Source organism: Paenibacillus sp. SEL3 (genome assembly GCF_054602585.1).
Map to the genome: position 1 here is coordinate 1,442,501 of NZ_CM137725.1, position 21,173 is coordinate 1,463,673.

Below are 21,173 nucleotides of genomic sequence, written 5' to 3' on the forward strand. Positions count from 1 at the left end.
GATCAAACTTGGAAGGATCGGGCTTGCGATTATAGACGGCTTCCCAAGCGAGATTCACTGGTCTACCCTCCCAATGCTTCTCCGATATGGACAAATCGTCCTTAACCGAAGGAATCACAAGCTCTTCTCCTTCAGCGATATGGTCTGATTTAATGTATCCTGCATAGCCATTGTCTAACTGCACAAAATACCAATCACCCTGTTGGGACCAGATACGTACTTTCGTCCGCTGAGGTACATCTGTCAAAATAAAAGATAGGCTAGAGGCTTCTTTACGTAAGGCAATTCTAGCATCCTGTTGCCCATCCTTCTTTTCTACATTACCCAGCCTGACCTTCTCGCCGGCCTTCATCAAGATAACGGCACCCGTTACAGAGTCTTCGTGTATAGAAACGCCGTATACTTCACGTACAGCCTCTATCGGGATATATACCTCTCCACTGATCACCTGGGGGGCTGCGCTCAGCGCATATGTTTTACCATTCAATTCCCCTTGTGCCTTCGAAACCTTCATATAGAGCAAGCTTTGTCTCGTCGCCATAATGACGGTTTGGCTGTCATCCTCATAGCGAACCGAAGGATCAATTTGACTTTGCACCAATTTAAGCGGCATCAGCATGTTCTTGCCGGAGCTTTGAGCTTCATACCCAGTCAACTTGCCCTGCATAAAAATAGGACGGACACTGCCCTGCCAATCGGGTTTCTCATGAAGGGGATTACCAAACCATACGACAGTAATTGCGCATATAATCGCTGCAAATAATAGCAGGCTTGCCGCTCCTTTGAATCGTGAACGTTTACGGCGGCGTCTGGAATGATTTCTGGCCAATATTGAACCTCCATTGTATGAACTTTGAATTCCGTATTTTGTAACCTCAACAGATTACTTGAAACAAAAGTAAAGTGATTTAAACAAAAAAACGCGGTAAATCCCCGCTTACGGAGAATTGCTCACGTTTCCAATCCATTACAATATATACATACCGCACAAAAAAACTCTATTCCTTGTTTCGTTACGTTTGTTTGTTACTACAAGTTTTGCATACTCCGTGTAACTCCATACGATGTCCATGCACTTCGAAGCCTGTTTCCAACGCAGCATGACGTTCCACATCAGCCAAATAGGGATAACTGAAATCTTCAATTTTTCCGCATTTTTCGCAAATGATGTGATAGTGCTCCGAAATATTGGCATCATAACGACTGGCGTTATCTCCATAGGTCAACTCATGTACCATACCCGCTTCTATAAACATCTTTAAGTTATTATAAACCGTAGCCACACTCATACTTGGAAACTTGGACTCAAGCGCTCGATATATTTCATCTGCAGTCGGATGCCCCATGGTTTCCATCAAATAGTTTAATATGGCATGACGCTGGGGTGTTATGCGTACACCTGTCTTCTTTAGAAGTTCCAAAGCATGCTGGACGCGTGCTGCCATATATGTCCACCGCCTTATCCCTTACTTACGATCCTATCAATTACCACGCATCTATTTACAACTTACTTCTAAACCTACTCACATTGTACGGTCTACTCAAGTTTCTTGTCAACGCGCCGTATTGTCGCCGGATGCTCCTATAGAGGTATCTGTCTCGGGAGCTCTAGGTTCAGCCGGAGAGATTTCAGATGTATCGGGCGCAGTCGTACCCCCGGAATCTTCCAAGTCGGGTAACGACGGCATCAGTAACTTTTTAATGGTTAAATTACTGTTGCCCTCCACGTTGATCGCATACTTGCCTGTCCCGTTTTGGCCTGAAATACTTTTACTGTCTATTTTAAATGGAAAATCGGATTGAAGATTACCATAACTGCTTGAACCCTCTAACTGAAAATCTCCATTCGACGGAAGATCCAATACGATATCACCGACAGCACTGTATATTTTCCAATCTCCGCTCACCTGTTCGCTATGCACTTTGATAGAGCCATTAAGCGAATTAGCATTCAGCTTGGCTGTAGAATTCAACACATTCATGTCCCCATTCTGAGTATCAACAGTGATATCTCCTTCCGAACGAGCAAGCTGAATGTCACCTACCATGGTATGTAGTGTGACAGCTCCCTCAATATCGCCTGCCTGCATGTCGCCTCGGTTCGTGCGCACATCCACATCTCCAGAAATCCGATGCAATTTAACCTGACCGTTCAGCGTGCCTCCCTTGACATTGCCGATAGCGTCATTAACGATGAGATTTCCATTACCGCTCTCGAGTCTAATGCTGTCAATAGCATCAACTCCATTCAAGGTAATATTCCCGTTGGAGGTTCTAATCTGCATATTGAACCGTCGGTCCTCAGGCACGGTGATCAGCATGTTCACACGGGGCTGACGTTTGCTTGATGCTCCGTATGACTGTGCCTCCGGACGAATCTGGATAGTCTTGCCGTCGGTAGAAGTCAGTGAAGAAGCTTGAGCAATCTTGTCCGCTTCGGCAGCAGGCGCTTGATCCACCCATAGAGTCCCTCGTACCTCTATATTGGACACAGGTCGTCTGATCAGTGTTACATCACCATTAACCGAATCAACTATTAAATCGGACGTCTGCATAGTTACAGGTACCAGCACACCACCCATATCATACCGATTCTCTTTAGCCTGGCTAAAATCCATAGAGGCTGACGTCAGATTGAGACTGACCCGATTCCACAGATACATATAATGATTTTGCTGGGTCACGATAAAAACCGAGGCTGCCACTACCAAAGCGGACAGAATCCCCTTTAGGTCAGGTCTGAATCGCCTTCCATTGTCAGACTTGCCTTCTTTCCGAAAGTACACAGCAAAAAAAATTAGATACTCCAGTCCCCAAAGCACGAAGATTACGGGCCACCAAACGAGGAGTTGAAGCATATATTCAGTATTTTGAAACACATCTACAATAAGCAAAATGCCTACAGCCATCAACAGAAGCGAAGAGGTGTAGCGCCCGACTCTTATTTTACGGTGCACGCCAGCTTCACCCTCTTTCTTTCAACTTTTTACGCTTAAAGGTCAGAAAGGCTTCCCTTAGAAAAAGGAATAAACCGATCATCATTAATAAAATAGCCAGCGTAAGGAATCCATAATCCTCAAAGAAATTGCTCAACCAGCGAGGTTTCATGCGAAACAAAATCATAAGCCCACCGCCTGCCACCATCAGCACAGCAAAAGCAAAGCCTCTCTCCCACGCATAAAAAGGACTACTTTGCTGGCCTCTAGCATCCATTCGTACATAACGATCAGGCTTACGTCGATAGCGAACCATATAATCTGCAGACTGTAAGACATCATATACATTATAAAAATATAAAACAGGTATGAACAATCCAAGCAAAATAAGTAATGGAATGTTGATCCTTAAGCCGTCAGAGGAAACATACAGCATCGCAAAAATATCTAGCAGGAGCAATACAATAAAACTAAGCCCCCTGATAAACAGTCCTAAAAAAAGATGTCCCAGTCCGGGTAACAATGCCGCCATGATAATGGCAATCACTTTGCGAAATTTAGCGTATTTTAGACGCTTCCCCTGTCTGGGTTGTTCCAGCTGTTCCGATGCTTGTAGCTGTCCAGCCTCTCCAGACGGTAACGGTTGTTCCGAGTTCATGCCATCCTCCCCTTTGAATCCCATACGTGGTTCCGCTGAAAAACATTTCAATGCTTACATAGTACCCCAATCAGAGTTAAGAGTAACTGTTAAAAAAAGGTACCCTATTACTCAACAGAGACTGCAGCTATATCTTCCCATTGTCGTAAATCTGCTGCAATACGTACAGGATTAAAATCATGACGGGCCAGCACCTCTAGGGAAACCTCCATACTCTGCCGATCTGGATGTAATTCGTGAAATGGGACATTTTCATGTTCTTTAATCATTATTTTACGTATTTCCACTTTTTCTTGCTCTAAATAAGTCGAAATCTGATCCAGCAATCCGTGAGAGGCCAATCCGTACAATGTAATAAGATGGCGCTTGCGTCCACGCATATACCGAAGTTCAACTTTGTTAAACACCCATAAATTTAAAAATACGAGCACTGTCGCCGCTATAGATGGGAAATAAAACCCTGCTCCAACCCCAAGGCCAATAGCAGCCACGACCCAAATGGAAGCCGCAGTCGTTAGTCCGGTAATGGATTTACCTGTGAACATAATCGTTCCTGCACCCAAAAAGCCTACGCCAGTGATCACAGCGGTAGCCAAACGAGCGGGATCTATGCGTACATTAGCTTCTTTAATAAAATCGGCAAAGCCGTAAATGGAGAGTAGCATAATCAGCGTCGAACCAAGGCTGACCATAATATGAGTCCTCAAACCAGCTGCGTGATTGGAACGCTCGCGTTCAAACCCAATGAATCCACCGAGAAGCATGGACAGTAAAAGCCGTAAAATGATATGTGAATCGTCTATAATCCACGGATTATTCATTCGAGTCTCTCCTCCCGGTTATGTCGTGCTTCCCACTCCGGGTGCGCGGTTTGTGGGCTTATGTGCATTTTTAATGTCAATTTGATACCTCAATGCTATTCCACCTTATGCAGATGGTAGGTAGTTAATTCCACGCCTGGAGCGACCTCAGCCGCAGATACGGGACGAAAGCCATGTTTTCGATATAACGCCACCGCAGGAGTATTTAGAGTTCCTGTAGAGACGATAAACAACGGGATATTTTGATATTCATTCAAAACATGCTTCATTAAAGAATCTGCAATGCCTTTACGAAAATGATCTGGGTGAACCATCATACGTGTAAGGGTAAGCGAATCGGGCGATTCGGACTGCACAGCCAGTGCTCCTAGCAATTCACCGTCCTCCAGCCACCCATAAAAAGACTCTCCACAGCTTCTCAGCGTATCCAATGTATCCATCAGTGGAGGAATTTCATCAAACCCAATCAGCTCAGCTTCCAGCCTATAGGCAACATGCTGTAGACGCCATATCTGACTGACGATATCATCATCTTCCAATGAACATAGGGTAACCATGCTGTTTTCCCTCCTAAGGAAACTCATAAAATGCCATCAGGTTCTAAAGCTTGTTCGCGCCAACCATTCTTAGCGGCTATGCAAAAGGGGCCTGTCCCTAAAAGACAAGCCCCTGTCAAATCTATGCCATTAGCGGTTCAGCACTTCCGTCAGCAACTTATTAGCAAGGCCAGGGTTTGCCTTCCCCTTGCTCTCCTTCATCACTTGACCGACTAGGAAGCCGATGGCCTTTTGCTTGCCAGCTTTGTAATCCTCGACCGATTGCGGGTTAGCTGCTACAACTTGTTCGACAATTGTAAGAATCGCACCCTCATCACTGATTTGTACAAGCCCTTTTTCTTCGACAATTTGCTGTGGCAGTTTATCACTTTCCAGCATTTCCTTGAAGACCGTTTTAGCGATTTTGCTATTGATCGTTCCCTTCTCCAGCAGTCCGATCATTTCACCCAAGCCCCGACCGGTCAATTTAACCTGCGACAGTTCAACACCGGCACTGTTCAAATAACCGAGTAGATCCCCCATAATCCAGTTGGATACTGCTTTGGCATCCTTGGTGAATTGAAGGCTATCCTCGAACAAATCGGCCAATGGCTTGGAGGACGTAATCACCTGGGCATCATACTCAGGTAATCCATATTCGGAAGTGTAGCGTGCTTTACGCTGGTCAGGCAATTCAGGAATCGAAGCACGGATGCGCTCTTTCCATTCCTCGTCTATATGAAGAGTAACGAGATCCGGGTCTGGGAAATAACGATAGTCATGGGCCTGTTCTTTACCACGCATGGATAAAGTTTTACCTTGTGCTTCATCCCAACGACGTGTCTCCTGTACAATTGTTCCGCCTTCGTCCAGCGTCTGCTCCTGCCTGAACTGCTCATATTCCAGTCCGCGCTGTACGCCACGGAAGGAGTTCATGTTTTTCAGTTCCGCTTTAGTTCCTAGCTCTTTTTGTCCATGCGGACGAAGACTGATATTCGCGTCGCAGCGAAGTGATCCTTCCTCCATCTTCACATCGGATACGTCACAATACTGCATAATGGCACGTATTTTTTCCAGATAGGCCTTGGCTTCTTCCGGCGAAGATATCTCCGGTTCCGAAACGATCTCGACCAATGGTGTGCCGACCCGATTAAAATCGACCAAAGATGCGTAGCCACCATCAACATGTGTTAATTTCCCTGCGTCCTCTTCCAGATGCAGTCGAGTAATACCGATACGCTTTGTCTCACCATTCACTTCAATATCAATCCAGCCATTTTCGCCAATGGGTTGATCGTATTGTGAGATTTGGTAGGCCTTAGGTGAATCGGGGTAAAAATAGTTCTTGCGGTCAAACTTGCTCACATCAGCAATGGTGCAATTCAGCGCCATTGCTGCTTTCATCGCATAATCAACGGCCTGACGGTTCAATACCGGCAATACCCCTGGATGACCGAGACAGACCGGACATGTATGAGAGTTGGGTGGTGCTCCGAAGGATGTCGAGCATCCACAGAATATTTTAGACTTCGTATGCAATTCCACGTGCACTTCAAGTCCGATGACCGTCTCATACTTGGATGTAGTTGTAGACATGAATAGGTTCCCTCCTTTTTGGCAAATTACAGCTGCGGACGCTGCTTGTGAAATTCGGTATTTTGTTCAAAAGCATGAGCTACGCGTAGCACGGAAGACTCGTCAAAGGCTTTTCCGATGATTTGTAGTCCGACTGGCATTCCATCCGCTAGACCACACGGAATGCTAATGGCTGGCACACCAGCCAAGCTCACCGGAATCGTCAAAATATCGTTCAAATACATTGTTAATGGATCGTCCACTTGCGAGCCGATTTTGAAAGCAGTTGTCGGTGCAGTAGGTCCGATAATCACATCATATTGTTCAAATACACGATCAAAATCCTGTTTAATCAGTGTGCGCACTTTTTGAGCTTTCAAATAATAAGCATCGTAGTACCCAGAGCTGAGCGCATAGGTACCTAGCATAATCCGACGCTTCACCTCAGGACCAAAACCCTGCGTACGGGACTGATGGTATAGATCAAGCAGGTTGTCTGGATTGTCAGAACGTACACCATAGCGCACGCCGTCAAAACGTGCCAGATTGGATGACGCTTCGGATGAAGCCAGCAGGTAGTATGTCGCAACCGCATATTCCGTGTGTGGAAGAGATACCTCTTCCCATACAGCGCCCAATCCTTCCAGCGTTTTCAGTGCATCCAGCACCTTCTCCTTGACCTGAGGATCGACGCCCTCACCAAGATACTCTTTAGGCACAGCGATACGTAGTCCTTTTACATCCCCGGTTAAAGCGTTCAAATAATCAGGAATGTCTACCTTTGCAGAAGTGGAGTCCTTCTGGTCATAACCTGCAATGGCTTGTAGGACATAGGCCGAATCCTGAACATTTTTAGTAATGGGTCCAATTTGGTCTAAAGAGGAGGCAAAAGCCACCAGTCCAAAGCGGGATACTAGACCATAGGTTGGTTTCAGGCCAACTACTCCGCAGTAAGAAGCGGGCTGGCGAATGGAACCCCCTGTATCCGAGCCGAGCGTGAAATAAGCCTCACCCGCTGCAACAGCCGCAGCCGAGCCGCCACTGGAACCACCGGGAACACGTTCTAAATCCCAAGGGTTACGTGCAGGGAAAAAGCTGGAGTTCTCGTTAGAGCCGCCCATGGCGAATTCGTCCATGTTCATTTTACCGAGTGTCACGGTTTGCGCTGCGCGTAACTTGCTAACAACTGTGGCATCGTAAACGGGATCAAAATTTTTCAAAAACTGACTGCCACATGTTGTACGCAGCCCTTCTGTCACAATATTATCCTTAATGCCAACTGGCAGGCCAAACAACAACCCTCTTTCCTCTCCGGAAATCAGTTGATCATCCAGCTGACGTGCGGATGCACGGGCCTGTTCCTCGTCAACGGTAATATAAGCTCTGATCTTGTCTTCCCGCGCACCAATTGTCTCCAGAGCGTGTCCTACCAGATCACTCACGGAAATTTCCTTTTGATGCAGCTTGTTATGTATCTCGGGCAATGTGTTATTGAACAAGCTCAATTTGCATCCTCCTTTCAAATATGAGATCTATTCCAGAACAGCAGGAACCTTAAACTGTCCGTCTTCTTCTTCAGGTGCATTGCGCATCACTTGCTCATGTGTCAAACTTTCGCGAACTTCGTCGTCTCGCATGACATTGCTGACGTGCAGCACATGAGTGGTCGGCTTTACCTGCTCCGTATCCAGCTCATTCAGCTTCTCCGCATAATGGAGAATGGCGTTTAATTGTCCTGTCATCGTTTCTTCCTCAGCCGCGGTCAGATTCAACCTGGACAGCTTGGCTACGTGACGGACATCTTCCGTGGAAATGTTCATACAAAACCCTCCTCATGTATATGAGGATTTTGCAAAAAATCCAATAAGCGACTGAAATCGAATTTTGCAAAATCCTGATATTAAAAAATGCTGCACCGAACTTTGAAATAACGTTTTTAATTATAGGATAGAACCCTTTACAATTCAATCTTTGACGCGGTACAGAAGCAAACTGCACTTCGATGAGGTAAATGTTGCTAAAAGAATATAAAAAAAGCACCTTTCGGTGCTCTTTCGTGAAAACTATAGGAGCTGAGATTGTGCCCTTTATATATTCTTAAAAAGAATCGACCGTAGCCGACTTCTATATCCAAGCACGCAAATTGACTTGTCTGATAAAATCAGCCTGTGACAACAACTCCGCCGCGGTTTCTTCTTCCTCAGTCTCTACCGAATCAATACCACCGTTCATCACATGCATGAACAGTTGCTCATTATGGGTAGCAAGGGCGTAATCTATCAGCGCTTCACGCTCAATCCGCTCGGCTTCCAGCTTGAGAATACTCTCTTCCAGCTCGATGTCTCCGGATGGTACAAAAAAATTGCGGTTCACCTTCGGTACGCGAATGACATAGTCAAAAGCATTGTCCGCATTACGGTCGTAAGCAATGATATAACCATGTTCGCCCACAGGAAGATTCTGCTCAAAAGCATCCGCGACGATCATAATTCTAGCTCCTAAATGATGCATCGTTAGCCCCCCCGTTTGTCTGAACTTATCTGCTAAGTCTACTAAAAAAAAAGTAGCTTGTCTATATCATCTATGTATCTTCATAATCGACCGTCTCCACGTCCCAACCTGTGTTCATTCAGCCTCACATGCCAGTTTTGTGTAGGGATTCCGCCCCGTCGTTTCACCTTTTTCCAAGTTATGATCTTCGGCTCGGAATCTGCCACAGAATCTTCAATATCTATTATATTGGGAACCCGGAAACTACCTCCAATCTCACGTTGTACCCCATATATATGTTTTCTTTTCATTCTTGCTCCCCCTTGTGATCTGACGGCATCATGCCTCTTTATCCTCTTAATGGGCAAAAAAAAGAACGCAAACCGGGATTCATCCACAGCTTGCGTGCTTCGCGAGTTTAGTATGTAACTTCAATAAATTTATGTTAACAAAAATAAAAACCTTTGTCTATACATAATTTATAATTTGTTGTCGAAATGGGGCAAAACCTGTCACACCTTTGATTTTGCCCCTACTGAACATTCATCACATTTACCGGATATACGGATTGTTAGCTTTCTCATAACCGATGGACGTTTTGGGACCGTGACCGGAATAGACTGTAACGTCATCTCCGAGTGGAAACAATTTGTTCTGAATAGAATCGTATAGATCCCGTTCGCGGCCGCCCGCCAGATCCGTGCGTCCAACGCCCTGACGAAATAGCACATCCCCGGAAAAAAGATCTTTGCCGCATAAAAAGCTGACACTTCCGGGTGAATGGCCCGGTGTATGGAAAACCCGGAACGTGTGACCGATCAGGTTCAATTGTTGACCTTCTGCCAAGTCATATTCGGCTGGTTCCGTCGAGATCGGAGGGGATGCCTCTGGCCACATCAAGGAGCCATTCAGCTTAGGAGATGTAAGCCAGTCTTGCTCCAAGGCGTGCAGATAAACCGGGCAGTCTTTGGCATTGCGAATCTCCTCTACTCCTCCGATATGGTCAAAATGGGCATGCGTCAGCAGGATAGCTTCAATCGTCAGTGGCTCAATGGCTCTCAGCAAAGGACCCGGATTCATCCCTGGATCAATAATAACAGCGCGCTTCGGATCATCTCCTTGAAGCAAATAAGCATTCGTCTGGAGCGGGCCGAGATTAAAACTGCGAATAGATAATGTCATAAGTTAAAATCCCGAGATCAGCTCGCGTAATTCCTGAACAATTACAGGATGGACCTCGGTTCCCTCCCCATATTTTCCAGCCATTTCTTTACGAGCAACTGCGATTTTTTCTTGATAATCATCGGCTTCCCGATCTGGATTTTCACGTTTGAATGCGATCATAATTTGTTGAACATGTGCAGGGCGTGGTCCCCAGTGGCCAAGTACATGACCTCCCGTATCCGCAAAAATCACAATCGGCACAGCACGTCCGCCCATTGTCAGGAAGTCGTCCATCAGCGCCTGATGATTTTCCAGAATCAATACTTCGGTTGGAATCCCGCTATTCTCCAACGCGCGGAACACAACTGGCACATTGCGTACTACATCCCCACACCAGTCGGCAGCCAATATAAGCACACGCAGATCATCACGATGGTTCAGGCTTTCAAAAAACTCCCGATCCTCTTCGCTGCTCCACACAAACTGATCGTATCCAGAGCGGAAGGCTTCTTTGTTCTTTTCCATGCCCTCCATAAATTGTTCAGGACTCAAGCCCTTTCCGAAATATTGCGATACGTTAGTACGGCTCATGTTATACACTTCCTTTTTTGTTTTTGGCTACAATCCATTTGATAACAAAATAAATGATCAAGAGCGCAAGAGCAACCAGCAAAATCGGTTTGATGTAAGGTGCTGCCACTTCGTCAATTTGTTCCCACTTGTCTCCCAACAGCATACCTAAATATATAAACAAAACAGACCAAGGTATAATCGCCAGCGTTGTCAAAATAATAAAGCGCCATACGTTCATTCGAGCCAACCCGGCAGGGATTGAGATCGCGTGACGAACAACAGGGATAAAGCGAGCTGTAAAAATGACCCCTGTGCCATATTTATTGAACCAGGCTTCAGCGTGGTCAACATGACTTTTTTTGATGAGTATGTATTTCCCATACTTATCTAAAACGGGTCTGCCGCCATAGCGTCCAATCCAGTAAATGAACAACTGGGCCAGCACCCCGCCAATCGTTCCAAACACGACTGCGCCAAAAAAATTAATATGACCCGAGGACACTAAAAAACCGCCATAAGCGAGGACTATTTCACTTGGAATGACCTCCACCATCAAGCCTAGCATAATACCAAAATACCCAAGACTACGAATGATCTCAAACAAATAATTAATGATACTAGATATTTGGTCCATCTCTCTTCCCACTCCCTGCCTGTTTCTCTATTTTCATTTAGTGTATCACAGCGGCAGAACAAGTCGCCACTTCGTCCAAAAAGGGAAGTCAGTGACCCCGGATCCTCTGCCCGCATAAGTTGTGAGAGAGAGGAGGGGGTACAATATGCCTCCCGGCAAATTCCCCAAACATGACAATTCACAATCCCGATTACCCACGGCTCGTGGTATCCGCCGCGCATGTACCAAAGAGTTGTATCGAACCTGCAAACGTCTGCCTGTTCACATTGCTCCTGATCTGGTCAAGCAGGGCGAAGAACTATACTGCCGCAAGGTCGTCGGACACCTTATCTGGATTGCGGAAAACCATAGTAATCGCAAACTACTGTGCGACTGGTGGGATGAAGATGTCAGCGAGGAGCTCGCGGCATTGTGGAAGGTGGATCGCGATGTCTTGTGCACCGCTTTTAGAAATGCCTATGGCGGATAGATGTTTGTGTACTGCAATCATGAACTGTGAACTACAAAAAAGTGGAGCCACCCCGCAGTGGCTCCACTTTTACTATATTCCTAGCTATGTGTCTGCTTTTTCCCCGCTCCTTCGGGAAGCAAGTCCGCACAAGCGCGTTCCAAATAAGGATCAGCATGAATAAAATCCCGAAATGCTGTGTATTCACGCCACAGAACGGATTGTTCTCCCGCTTGCCCTTTGACGGCACGAATCAGAATATTTTTAGGTGTATGCTCCATGTCGATAAATTCCAATAGCTGTGTCCGATATCCCATCATATCCAGCAGTTTGGCCCGGATTCCATCCGTTGCCAGTGCAGAAAAACGCTCCTTTAAAATGCCGTGGGAAAGCAACGGCTCCAATACCGGATTTTCCAGTTGGTTAAACAGCTCATGCTGGCAACACGGAACCGACAAAATGACGGAAGCACCCCAGCGAACAGCCTTTTCCAGCGCCGCATCTGTTGCAGTATCACAAGCGTGCAAGGTAACAACCATATCCACCTGTTCCAGTTCGTTATAGTCTGCGATATCACCGACCAGAAACTCCAACTGTCGATATTGCAGCTTTTGAGCCAGAACATTACAGGCTTCAATGACATCTGCCTTCAAGTCCAAACCAACGATCTGCAATGGTCGCTTTTGCTGTACAGCCAAATAGTGATACAACGCAAAGGTCAAATACGATTTGCCACAGCCAAAATCCACAATCGTCAATGGGCGGCCTACCGGAAGGCTAGGTAATACATCCTGCACCATTTCGAGAAACCGGTTAATTTGACGAAACTTATCATACTTGCGGGCCAGTACCTTACCATCCTCATTCATAATCCCCAGCTCAATCAGGAAAGGAATTCGTTCCCCTTCTTCGAGCACATATTGCTTTTTGCGATTATGAGACAGGTCCGCTTTACTTTTGCTCGGTGACTTTGTCAGAATGGATACTTTATATTTTTTACTGATCAGCACTTGGTAGTCTGCATCCTTGGCGCATAAAAGTCCTTGGCGGAACGTGTCCTCAAACAAGGCAGTCATACGCTCGTTAGCTTCGTCAGGGGTCAGATTTTCATGAATGACTTTGTTGCTGTAATGAAAAGCAAACTGGTAATGCAGTTTGTTTTTCAATTCTACAGGTTTAATTTGTACTTTAGTAAAAGAAGCATCCTCCCGTTTGCGAAGCTGACTCAGCGTCGCTGTTATGAGGGATCCTCCCGTGGTCAATTGGTATATAAGTTCGCGCAGTGAATCCAAAAGGTACATCTCACTTTCTTTCATGTAATTGGGTGATCTCGGTCAAACCCTCGGTGACTTCCTGGCGTGAAATTCCACCCAGCTCCAGCTCTGCATTGGTCTTATCCAGTAATTGACTATAAAACGTCTCCGCTTCCGCTAGCAGCTCTGGCTGCTCCCATGCCAATCCAAACCAGACATCGGCGGCTTCGTCCAACCTGTTTTCTCGCTCGTAATGAACAGCCAGCAGCTTGCTGGTTTCAGGGGGGAGCTCATATTCGCGCACCAGCTTTACGATACACGCTATTCGTTCAGGCAGGACCTGCAGATCACGAGTCGCGCCATTCGTATCGCTGTACAAATATAAATGAAGAGATTTCATCAAGATTCGTATACCTTCGTCTGTTCTGCTGGTTTCCAGGTAAATCGCGGCTTCTTCCTCCAAAATGCGAGCCACCTGCTGAAGCTTATCCGCTTCAATTCCAGGGCCCAATCGGAAAAGCTCAATAATTTGTTCCGGCGGCAATCGTCTGAGCAGATCTGAACGAAGACGAAACTGCTTGTTGAGCAGGTCATCTAGCTGTTTCAGCGCTTCGATGTGTTTATTTTCGCGCCTAAGACCGAGCACCGATGCTACTGCGGATGTCAATTCTTCCATCATACTGAGCAAATAGTCTTTTCTAAGCAAGCCGTTCCCTTCCTTTCATCCCGATGCCTAGACAACCAGAAACTTCTGTCTTCTGATTGTATGACATCCTTGTCTAAAAGCCAAATGCCACCGCCATGCCGCAATTTCATTTAACACAATTACAAATACTTTATAGCATCAAAGATTCGACACTCAGAAATCACGTATGGCACGTAACATTCCGTTAGTACAGTGTTTTGTAGCCGATCATGGACTAACGAAATAGAGTATTTGAAAATTTGATATTGATTCTCCGTTAGTCTCGTGTTATTTTTGTTTCATACGAAACAAAAATAATCTTTATTATTTATTGATTCATATAATAAAATAAAATATTTATTTTCATTCGAAACAAAATTATGCATTGATATTTTACAGGGGAGGACGTTTAAGTATGGGAAAAAAATTCAGTGCGATACTACCGGAATATAAAGAGTTCATACAGCGACAGCATATTTTCTTTGTAGGATCAGCACCGATATCCGAGACGGGGCATGTGAATATTTCCCCCAAGGGATATGATTCCTTTCGTATTTTGTCAGATCAGGAGGTAGCCTATCTCGACTTGTCGGGAAGTGGCAACGAAACAAGTGCGCACATTATAGAGAACGGACGGGTAACCATCATGTTCTGTGCATTTGAAGGCGAGCCCAGTGTATTAAGACTCTATGGTACTGGCACAGTCGTGTTGCCCAATACAAAGCGTTGGAATGAGCTGTATCCTCTCTTTAATCCACTTCCTGGAGCAAGACAAATCATAGTAGTTGATGTTCATATGGTGCAGGATTCATGTGGTTTTGCAGTTCCCTTCATGACTTACACGAGCGAACGGGAAAAGCTGAAGGACGTGGCGATTCAGATGGGCGAAGAAGTACTTAAAAAGTATGCATACGAGAAAAGTTTAGAGAGTATTGATGGTTTGCCGACGGCGTTTGCCTTGAACAAAAATAATATGACTTAGGTATTCTGCACATTAACCGATATGATACAACAAGTCAGCAAAATTCAAATAAACTGAATGTATAGTGACCACATCTAAAAACAATTTGCATACAAGAAACCGGAACCTTCTGACGATCACATCAAAGGGTTCCGGTTTTTGGGCTTACCTTAGTCTACTTTTTCAAGTTTTGCTCCAAAAACGCCAAGATAGCATTAGCTAATAGCTCCGGTGCCTCAAACAGGCTCATGTGACCTGCTTCCGGCAGGGTAACCTGAGTTACTCCGGCCCGATCTGTTGTAAACGTCCGCGCTGGAGGAACCGCCTGATCCTGCTCCCCCGCTACTAAAAGAGCTGGCAAGGCAGAAGCCGACAACACATCCCGTCGGTCAGGACGCTCGCGCATAGCCAATGATGCTCCTACAGCTCCTTGCGGAGGTGTTTTGTAGCCAATTTCTTTGACTTTAAGTAATTGGCTGGACATCGACTCCACATGATCAGGAGCAAACAGTCCCGGTACGAGTCCATCTACAAAGTTGGTAATCCCCTCCGTTTGGATGGTAGATACAGCCTTGTTACGCTTTTCTTTACCTTCGTCCGTATCTGCATAAGCTGTGGAATGAATCAGTCCAAAGGCTGTAAGGCGCTCTGCATGTCTCTGCACTGCCGAAAGGGCTAAATAGCCTCCTAGGGAGTGACCAAACCAGGCAGCCTGAGGGATGTCCAATTGTTCTTGAAGTTTAAGCATATCATCTGCCATTTGATCAATCGTATAGGCTCCTAGTGGAGCATCGCTGCGTCCGTGTCCACGCAAGTCTGGAACAATACAACGATAGCTTGGGGACAGCAAGGGAACAACCTCATCCCAATAGGAGGAGCTTCCGCAAAATCCGTGCAATAGAATGATCGGATCTCCTTTTCCCTGTTCGGCATAGCAGATCGTCGTTCCTTCGCATAATACCTTTTCCATGTGGAACCCTTCCTTCTCTGTATATAATCTATTGGATCTGAATATATTAGTGAGTAGAACATGCTGATGTATATTATTAAGCAGACGATCAATATCTGAAACGGTAACCCTCTGGAAAATCTTGCGAAGCTGTTTTTAAGCCAAATTCACAAGCCGCCGCATTAGCAATATGCGCAGCCATTGTCATGACCAAGTGAAGCGAAGTCATTTGGAGTGTCCAATAGGGTTTGGGACTGCGCTCATTCACAATCGCTGCAACACTATAATGACCCACAGACGGCAGAGACAGCCCTACCGATCGCGCAGGAGTTAGCGGTTCACACGCAATAAGAAACATTCCCGTTGAGCCGTGCTGTCCAAGACAAGCATCTATGGCGATCACATGATGATCTTGGGGAATGCACTCCAAGTATGGAACCAGATGATCCGCATCACAGGGCTCCGACATTGTCCCAATCACGTGCGGAAAACCTTGCTCCTTGAGCATGGTGCCTACCAGTGGCCCCAGTGAATCACCCGACGAGCGATCTGTACCGATACAAACAAAAGTCAACTTATCTATAGCATGCTGATGATGAATTTCTCGGAAAAACGGCGCGAGTCCATCTCGATCTGTTTTCTTTACATTATGTTCTAAGGACGAGCGTCCGGGTGCGGAAGCTCGATTATACAAAGACAACTTTGCCCATCCTCCTTGATTCGGTTGTATATTGGTAATCTGGCTTTCAGTACATTCTACAACAAAAACATGATACAATACAGGCAACTTCCCCTGTTATGAAAGGATGGAAAATTAACGATGGATTTGTCTGTACCGTCTCATGCCAACATTGAGTATATGATTGAGGGCATTAAAACCAAGCTCCGTATGGCGAGTGGTGCTGCTATGCAAGCTTCCGCTTTCTCGCTGGAGCAATACGAGGACATCCATGATGTCTATGATATGGTGATAAACAAGCCTAACCTGAGCATTTCCGAGGTTGAAGCTATTGTTTCTGAACTGGGTAGATTGCGTAAGTCCTCCTGAATCAGCCTATAGGAATACAGCTTAGCTGTATTACAACCTATCATCATGAGCAACAGCCTTCATGCCAGTGGCCCTGTCACCGTAAATAAAGCTCGTACCTCCGCTCGCTTCAACAGACGCGCAACGGGGATACGAGCTTTATTTTTCGATTGCATATACGCATTTTCATACACTTCTTCACTCAAGGATGCTTCAAGGTAAATCTGCTAACACCAGTTCAGATATATCCTCATTACCTGTAGCTAGTATCTTTAATGCACAACTTTTTTGAATTCGTGCAGCATCACCAGGCCCTAACTGAAAATCTCCATCCTGGCACGTAACTTCCACATGACCGCTAACTACATAAATGTGGGTGCGGCGCTCCTCTTGCTGCGGATATTCAAGCTGCTGGCCTTTTTCCAATCTGCTCAGATACAGATTTATATCCTGCGCGATGGATAACGTTCCCTCCACTTCTGAACCAGACACAACAGGCTGAAGCCGATTTAGGTGTTCACTGTGCTTGAATCTTTGCACCTGATAAGAAGGCTGAATGCCAGGGCTCTCGGGTAAAAACCACATTTGCAAAAAGCGAACCGATCTTTCATCCCCAGTATTTCGCTCTTCATGTTCAATCCCGATGCCTGCACTCAGAACCTGAATCGAGCCGCTTTTTAAATCCTGCTCATGTCCCAAGCTGTCGCTATGATGCAATTGGCCTTCAATTACATAAGTGACGATTTCCAAATCGTGATGCGGATGTCTTTTGAAGCCTTGCTGCGGTTCAAGTTTGTTATCATTATGGGCTAGCATACAACCAAAATGGGCATTGCTCGGATCTTCATAATCGGCAAATGAAAAGCTAAACTCACTATGAATCCATCCTTTATTTGAGGTATGTCTTTCTGCCGATGTCACTATTTTAATCATCCTTAACACCTCCATGGATTACAGTTCCGTAAAGCAGCCTTGCTTCGTGATGATTATTCCACTTTCGGCCCTGGCATTACAAACACTGTGATACGATCCCTTTACCCCGGGCTTAAATGCCTCAATCAGCCTGTCGTCTCCGTCGAGTTTTGCTCTTAAGTTCATTATTAGTTAAGTTAATAGTACGAAAAATTAAATCTATTACAGCCATAAGGAGGAGATTTATTACATATGCTATCCCATAAACCCCAACCATCCCGGTTCCTACCAAGCTATTTGCGTCGTAGTCTGTATGCATCTATTATCATGATCGCTGTGATGCTTCTCATCGCCTACTCTGTGCAATGGATTGGCACGGCTCCTTTTCTATATTGGGATGAGCGTATACAGGATGCTATTTTTCCAGACACAGCAGCTACTCATGACCAATTGCTAACCATCGCTATATTCATTACGTCTTTCGGTTCATTCAGCATGTCGTTAATTATCGCCCTCGGTGCTGCTACCTTATGCTGGGTCTTTCTTCGTTCAAAAGCTTATTCCTTTGCGATCCTAAGCAGCTTTACGGCGATGTGGGTGCTGAATACGCTCATTAAAGAAATTCTGCAACGGGAACGCCCGTCACTTCAACATTTGGTTGAAGCCGGGGGCTACAGTTTTCCCAGCGGTCATGCGATGATTTCCATGGGATTTTACGGCATGATATTTGCCATCTGGGCTATAGAACGAAAGATTCGTGAGCGTTCGCTCTTCCTCCCGTGCGTTCTTGGTGCACTGCTCATTATATTGATTGGACTAAGCCGTATATATTTAGGAGTTCACTTTCCTACAGATATTGTGGGTGGTTATATTGCAGGCATCATTTGGCTGGCGTTTACCGTTCCTATGATCTATTGGCGAGCGAAAATGCAACTTTCTTCTCCCCCCCGCCCATAACGTCCGATTCGGCTTTTTGTTTCACTCCGGGTCATGACGTTTATATACGAAGTAAGCAAGGCACAGCAATATCGAAGCTCAGCATTTATCAAAAACGTTATCGTTTGTGAACTTAGGATAAGGGAGGCGATCCTTGTGTGGGGAATTGTACTAAGTATTGTAATGGCCATTATTATCGGATTGATTGGCGATGCACTAGCTGGACATGAAATGCCTGGCGGCATTGCAGGCTCTATGATTGCTGGATTTGTAGGAGCTTGGCTAGGTGTCATGCTGTTGGGAGACTGGGGCCCGGTCATCGGAGATTTTGCAGTCATTCCAGCCATACTTGGAACCGCATTGTTCGTATTCTTGCTCGGACTTGTGTCCAGGCTATTGAGAAGGGCTACCTAACATTTATATATATTTTTATTCTATAAAAGGAGTGATATATCATGAGTAACATTGACAATCAAAATATGGCAAGCACTTCAGGTTTTGCAAAGGGTTTATTCATTGGAGGTTTGATTGGTGCTGCGGCAGCCCTGCTGTTCGCTCCAAAGCCGGGTCGCGATTTACGTAGTGATCTGTCCGAAAAAATGACTGTTGTCTCCGATAAAACGAAGGATGTCGCATCTGTAGTTAGCAGCAAAGCGACAGATTTGGCCAAAACCGTTTCCACTAAAACAGCAGATGTAGCCAAAACGGTATCCGAGAGTAAAGACAACATCGTATCCAGCGTAACCAAAGCTTCTGCCGATGTCGCTAATGAAGCGGCCAAAGCGGATAAAGAAGTTATGGATGCAACCGCTCAAGCAGCCAAGGACACTCAAAAACAATTAAATGCAAATTCCTAATAGGAACACATTCCGATTACAACCAAAATAATATCCAAACACTGAACAGCCAGCATGCAAGAAGCTGGCTGTTTTTAAATGATAGAAAGGCTGGGATGACAATGAACAAACCAAACTCCTATGGAGATGATCTTGCTCGGAACAACAAGAGAACCTTTCACCCCCTCCAGGCTCAAGATCAGCCAGATGAGATTTCATCCAAGCAGACCTCTTCTACTCATCATCATGTTAAAACACATGATCCGGAGAGAGACTTTGATGTAAATGAGCATCCTTTTGAACTTCGCCATGAGGTCAAGCGGCTTAACAAACGCCTAGATCAAATCGCAGATACATTGGAAAAAGCAGAATTCAAAGATATTATAGAGAACTACTCCAGCACGAAAAGAAGAATTATGAGCAATCTGACTGCAGGGATTGCACGTGGTCTCGGCCTTACGCTGGGTACAGTGGTCATACTCGCCTTGCTCGCTTGGTTGCTCAGTTTCCTGGTACAGTTAAATCTTCCGGTCATCGGAGATTTCATCGCCGAATTATTAGGATATATCAAAATGAGCCAAGGTACTAAGTAATTGTCCCTATCTCATTTAAAAACGATCCATCGTAACCGATATAGACTCCCCAAAGAGCCTCCTGTTACGATGGATCGTTTTTTATTTGTAAATTATAACAGCCGTAATCAGCCGCTACAATTTGTTGCGCTTGTTAGTTTTCAATAAGTCACCTGTCCACCCCTTCATCATCAGCCAGCCGTACATTCCCGCCATACTTAGCAATGTGGCAATAATCACGGCGGTAAAACCCCAGCCTGTTTTAATCCAAGGCAGATTTTCAAAGTTCATGCCCCAAATGGCCCCCACTACAGTGGCAGGTGTAAAAACGGCGGTCACAATGGTGAGCGTCTTCGTAATCTCATTGCCCCTAAAAGCGGAAATGGCCTCGTCAATAGAGATCAGGGTGTCGATTTCCTTTTCATAATGCAGGAAAAGTCCTTCCATCCGAGTCACACGGTAAAGTAACTGCTTAAAAAAGCGATTCTCCTCCAGTTTATCCAAATATGCCTCCCGAGAAGCCGTTACCAGCTCTGAAAAAGGAATGAACATATTGCTCCAATACAACAGCTCGAAACGTGCATTCAATATAGAATCCATCAGTGTACGGGCATTTCTTTTCTCCATGTCCTCTTCCAGTCTTCTCAGGTTGATCTCGAACTTATCCATACCTGTATGAAAATAATGAAGCACGGCTCTCGCCAATACAAACATGCCGTCAGCTGCATCCTCACACTGTTCCAGCATTTTTTGGCGTTCCGCGGTGTGCATAATTTCACGGGTATTTTGATCCAAATTTAACGTCACCAACTTCTGGTTTAGAACCAGAAAATAAAACTTGTTGCAATTGCGTTGACTATCGATTTCCTCTTGAACGGAGTAGATCAGCGACCCGTACATTAAGGGCTGATTGCCATCTGGAAAGCGCACAGATATAAAGCTGGATGGAATGTCCTCTACCTTGTCCAGCCATTCTGCGGCTTCTGGGAGCTTCTCCTTCAAGTGCTGTATGACCGAATCTTGCCAATTCCCAGCACTGATGTCCCACCATTCCCATCCTCCACGAAAGGAAGAAATCTGTTCAAATGCTGTCATGGATTCCAACCTTCCTCCCAACCTTTTTCGCTTTATAAAAAGGACACGTTTCCCCAAATCGGAATAACGTGTCCTTACGATGTGACATCAAATATGTTAAACCAAGAATTCC

Annotated in this window: 28 protein-coding genes (1 of these 28 cut by a window edge); 7 read left to right on the top strand and 21 right to left on the bottom strand. The window is 45.4% G+C overall.

Annotated elements, in window-relative coordinates:
* The 14 genes from ACYCS5_RS06915 to uptA form a co-directional block, all read right to left on the bottom strand.
* On the bottom strand, positions 1-829 hold the 5' portion of the coding sequence (locus ACYCS5_RS06915; protein WP_069012010.1) for a glycosyl hydrolase family 18 protein. Its footprint begins 890 nt before the window's first position; the window shows 829 of its 1,719 coding nt (coding positions 1-829); its start codon is at positions 827-829; its stop codon lies off the left edge, out of view.
* 184 nt (positions 830-1,013) lie between these two features.
* A complete protein-coding gene (locus ACYCS5_RS06920; protein WP_029517193.1) occupies positions 1,014-1,445 on the bottom strand; it encodes a Fur family transcriptional regulator in 432 nt (143 codons plus the stop codon).
* Between the two features lie 108 nt (positions 1,446-1,553).
* A complete protein-coding gene (locus tag ACYCS5_RS06925; protein WP_029517192.1) occupies positions 1,554-2,957 on the bottom strand; it encodes a DUF4097 family beta strand repeat-containing protein in 1,404 nt (467 codons plus the stop codon).
* A gap of 7 nt (positions 2,958-2,964) precedes the next feature.
* On the bottom strand, positions 2,965-3,618 hold the full coding sequence (locus ACYCS5_RS06930; RefSeq protein ID WP_029517191.1) for a hypothetical protein: 654 nt from the start codon (positions 3,616-3,618) through the stop codon (positions 2,965-2,967).
* Between the two features lie 83 nt (positions 3,619-3,701).
* The gene (locus ACYCS5_RS06935; protein ID WP_029517190.1) at positions 3,702-4,415 is read right to left on the bottom strand and encodes an MgtC/SapB family protein; all 714 of its coding nucleotides are present in this window, start codon (positions 4,413-4,415) and stop codon (positions 3,702-3,704) included.
* Positions 4,416-4,510: 95 nt separating this feature from the next.
* Positions 4,511-4,972, bottom strand: a complete 462-nt coding sequence (locus ACYCS5_RS06940) for a GNAT family N-acetyltransferase (protein WP_029517189.1) — start codon at positions 4,970-4,972, stop codon at positions 4,511-4,513.
* A gap of 129 nt (positions 4,973-5,101) precedes the next feature.
* Positions 5,102-6,547 (bottom strand): Asp-tRNA(Asn)/Glu-tRNA(Gln) amidotransferase subunit GatB, encoded by a 1,446-nt coding sequence (gene gatB / locus ACYCS5_RS06945; protein WP_013311908.1) that lies wholly within the window; start codon positions 6,545-6,547, stop codon positions 5,102-5,104.
* A gap of 26 nt (positions 6,548-6,573) precedes the next feature.
* Entirely contained in the window at positions 6,574-8,031 is a 1,458-nt protein-coding gene (gene gatA / locus ACYCS5_RS06950; protein WP_023990257.1) for an Asp-tRNA(Asn)/Glu-tRNA(Gln) amidotransferase subunit GatA, read from the bottom strand.
* Between the two features lie 27 nt (positions 8,032-8,058).
* On the bottom strand, positions 8,059-8,346 hold the full coding sequence (gatC, locus tag ACYCS5_RS06955; protein ID WP_013311910.1) for an Asp-tRNA(Asn)/Glu-tRNA(Gln) amidotransferase subunit GatC: 288 nt from the start codon (positions 8,344-8,346) through the stop codon (positions 8,059-8,061).
* Positions 8,347-8,650: 304 nt separating this feature from the next.
* On the bottom strand, positions 8,651-9,037 hold the full coding sequence (locus tag ACYCS5_RS06960) for a hypothetical protein (protein WP_025675434.1): 387 nt from the start codon (positions 9,035-9,037) through the stop codon (positions 8,651-8,653).
* Between the two features lie 80 nt (positions 9,038-9,117).
* Entirely contained in the window at positions 9,118-9,327 is a 210-nt protein-coding gene (locus ACYCS5_RS06965; RefSeq protein ID WP_069012007.1) for a hypothetical protein, read from the bottom strand.
* A 241-nt stretch (positions 9,328-9,568) separates the two neighbouring features.
* Entirely contained in the window at positions 9,569-10,198 is a 630-nt protein-coding gene (locus ACYCS5_RS06970; protein ID WP_069012005.1) for an MBL fold metallo-hydrolase, read from the bottom strand.
* 3 nt (positions 10,199-10,201) lie between these two features.
* Positions 10,202-10,771: a thioredoxin family protein gene (locus ACYCS5_RS06975; protein ID WP_029517186.1), complete on the bottom strand. Its 570-nt coding sequence runs from the start codon at positions 10,769-10,771 to the stop codon at positions 10,202-10,204.
* Between the two features lies 1 nt (position 10,772).
* Positions 10,773-11,387 carry an undecaprenyl phosphate transporter UptA gene (uptA, locus tag ACYCS5_RS06980; protein WP_029517185.1) on the bottom strand — a complete coding sequence of 205 codons (615 nt, stop codon included), beginning with the start codon at positions 11,385-11,387 and terminating at the stop codon, positions 10,773-10,775.
* Between the two features lie 145 nt (positions 11,388-11,532).
* Here uptA and ACYCS5_RS06985 point away from each other — a divergent pair, with 145 nt between their 5' ends.
* A complete protein-coding gene (locus ACYCS5_RS06985) occupies positions 11,533-11,856 on the top strand; it encodes a hypothetical protein (protein ID WP_029517184.1) in 324 nt (107 codons plus the stop codon).
* Between the two features lie 80 nt (positions 11,857-11,936).
* Here ACYCS5_RS06985 and ACYCS5_RS06990 read toward each other — a convergent pair whose 3' ends face one another.
* Positions 11,937-13,151 carry a class I SAM-dependent methyltransferase gene (locus ACYCS5_RS06990; RefSeq protein WP_029517183.1) on the bottom strand — a complete coding sequence of 405 codons (1,215 nt, stop codon included), beginning with the start codon at positions 13,149-13,151 and terminating at the stop codon, positions 11,937-11,939.
* The gene (locus ACYCS5_RS06995; protein ID WP_245231603.1) at positions 13,138-13,764 is read right to left on the bottom strand and encodes a DUF6483 family protein; all 627 of its coding nucleotides are present in this window, start codon (positions 13,762-13,764) and stop codon (positions 13,138-13,140) included. Before ACYCS5_RS06995 ends, ACYCS5_RS06990 begins: the two co-directional genes overlap by 14 nt.
* A 424-nt stretch (positions 13,765-14,188) precedes the next feature.
* Here ACYCS5_RS06995 and ACYCS5_RS07000 point away from each other — a divergent pair, with 424 nt between their 5' ends.
* Positions 14,189-14,755 carry a pyridoxamine 5'-phosphate oxidase family protein gene (locus ACYCS5_RS07000; protein WP_069011999.1) on the top strand — a complete coding sequence of 189 codons (567 nt, stop codon included), beginning with the start codon at positions 14,189-14,191 and terminating at the stop codon, positions 14,753-14,755.
* A gap of 154 nt (positions 14,756-14,909) precedes the next feature.
* Here ACYCS5_RS07000 and ACYCS5_RS07005 read toward each other — a convergent pair whose 3' ends face one another.
* On the bottom strand, positions 14,910-15,704 hold the full coding sequence (locus tag ACYCS5_RS07005; RefSeq protein ID WP_165149399.1) for an alpha/beta fold hydrolase: 795 nt from the start codon (positions 15,702-15,704) through the stop codon (positions 14,910-14,912).
* An 88-nt stretch (positions 15,705-15,792) separates the two neighbouring features.
* Complete coding sequence (gene yyaC / locus ACYCS5_RS07010) at positions 15,793-16,383, bottom strand: spore protease YyaC (RefSeq protein ID WP_039273804.1); 591 nt, start codon at positions 16,381-16,383, stop codon at positions 15,793-15,795.
* Between the two features lie 120 nt (positions 16,384-16,503).
* Here yyaC and ACYCS5_RS07015 point away from each other — a divergent pair, with 120 nt between their 5' ends.
* Complete coding sequence (locus ACYCS5_RS07015; RefSeq protein WP_029517178.1) at positions 16,504-16,731, top strand: DUF1128 domain-containing protein; 228 nt, start codon at positions 16,504-16,506, stop codon at positions 16,729-16,731.
* A 59-nt stretch (positions 16,732-16,790) separates the two neighbouring features.
* On the opposite strand, the gene ACYCS5_RS07020 is transcribed toward ACYCS5_RS07015, so the two are convergent.
* On the bottom strand, positions 16,791-16,916 hold the full coding sequence (locus ACYCS5_RS07020) for a hypothetical protein (RefSeq protein WP_268988508.1): 126 nt from the start codon (positions 16,914-16,916) through the stop codon (positions 16,791-16,793).
* Positions 16,917-16,923: 7 nt separating this feature from the next.
* A complete protein-coding gene (locus ACYCS5_RS07025) occupies positions 16,924-17,643 on the bottom strand; it encodes a pirin family protein (protein WP_459760991.1) in 720 nt (239 codons plus the stop codon).
* A gap of 231 nt (positions 17,644-17,874) precedes the next feature.
* Here ACYCS5_RS07025 and ACYCS5_RS07030 point away from each other — a divergent pair, with 231 nt between their 5' ends.
* From ACYCS5_RS07030 to ACYCS5_RS07045, 4 genes are all read left to right on the top strand, one after another.
* Positions 17,875-18,579: a phosphatase PAP2 family protein gene (locus ACYCS5_RS07030; protein ID WP_069011993.1), complete on the top strand. Its 705-nt coding sequence runs from the start codon at positions 17,875-17,877 to the stop codon at positions 18,577-18,579.
* Between the two features lie 135 nt (positions 18,580-18,714).
* Positions 18,715-18,972, top strand: coding sequence for a GlsB/YeaQ/YmgE family stress response membrane protein (locus tag ACYCS5_RS07035; protein WP_013311925.1), 258 nt, complete (start codon positions 18,715-18,717; stop codon positions 18,970-18,972).
* A 41-nt stretch (positions 18,973-19,013) separates the two neighbouring features.
* On the top strand, positions 19,014-19,415 hold the full coding sequence (locus ACYCS5_RS07040; protein WP_029517175.1) for a YtxH domain-containing protein: 402 nt from the start codon (positions 19,014-19,016) through the stop codon (positions 19,413-19,415).
* 95 nt (positions 19,416-19,510) lie between these two features.
* Complete coding sequence (locus ACYCS5_RS07045; RefSeq protein WP_049816975.1) at positions 19,511-19,987, top strand: DUF5665 domain-containing protein; 477 nt, start codon at positions 19,511-19,513, stop codon at positions 19,985-19,987.
* 114 nt (positions 19,988-20,101) lie between these two features.
* Here the strand turns inward: ACYCS5_RS07045 and ACYCS5_RS07050 are convergent, their stop codons facing one another.
* Entirely contained in the window at positions 20,102-21,061 is a 960-nt protein-coding gene (locus ACYCS5_RS07050) for a magnesium transporter CorA family protein (RefSeq protein WP_029517173.1), read from the bottom strand.
* Positions 21,062-21,173 lie beyond the last annotated feature (112 nt).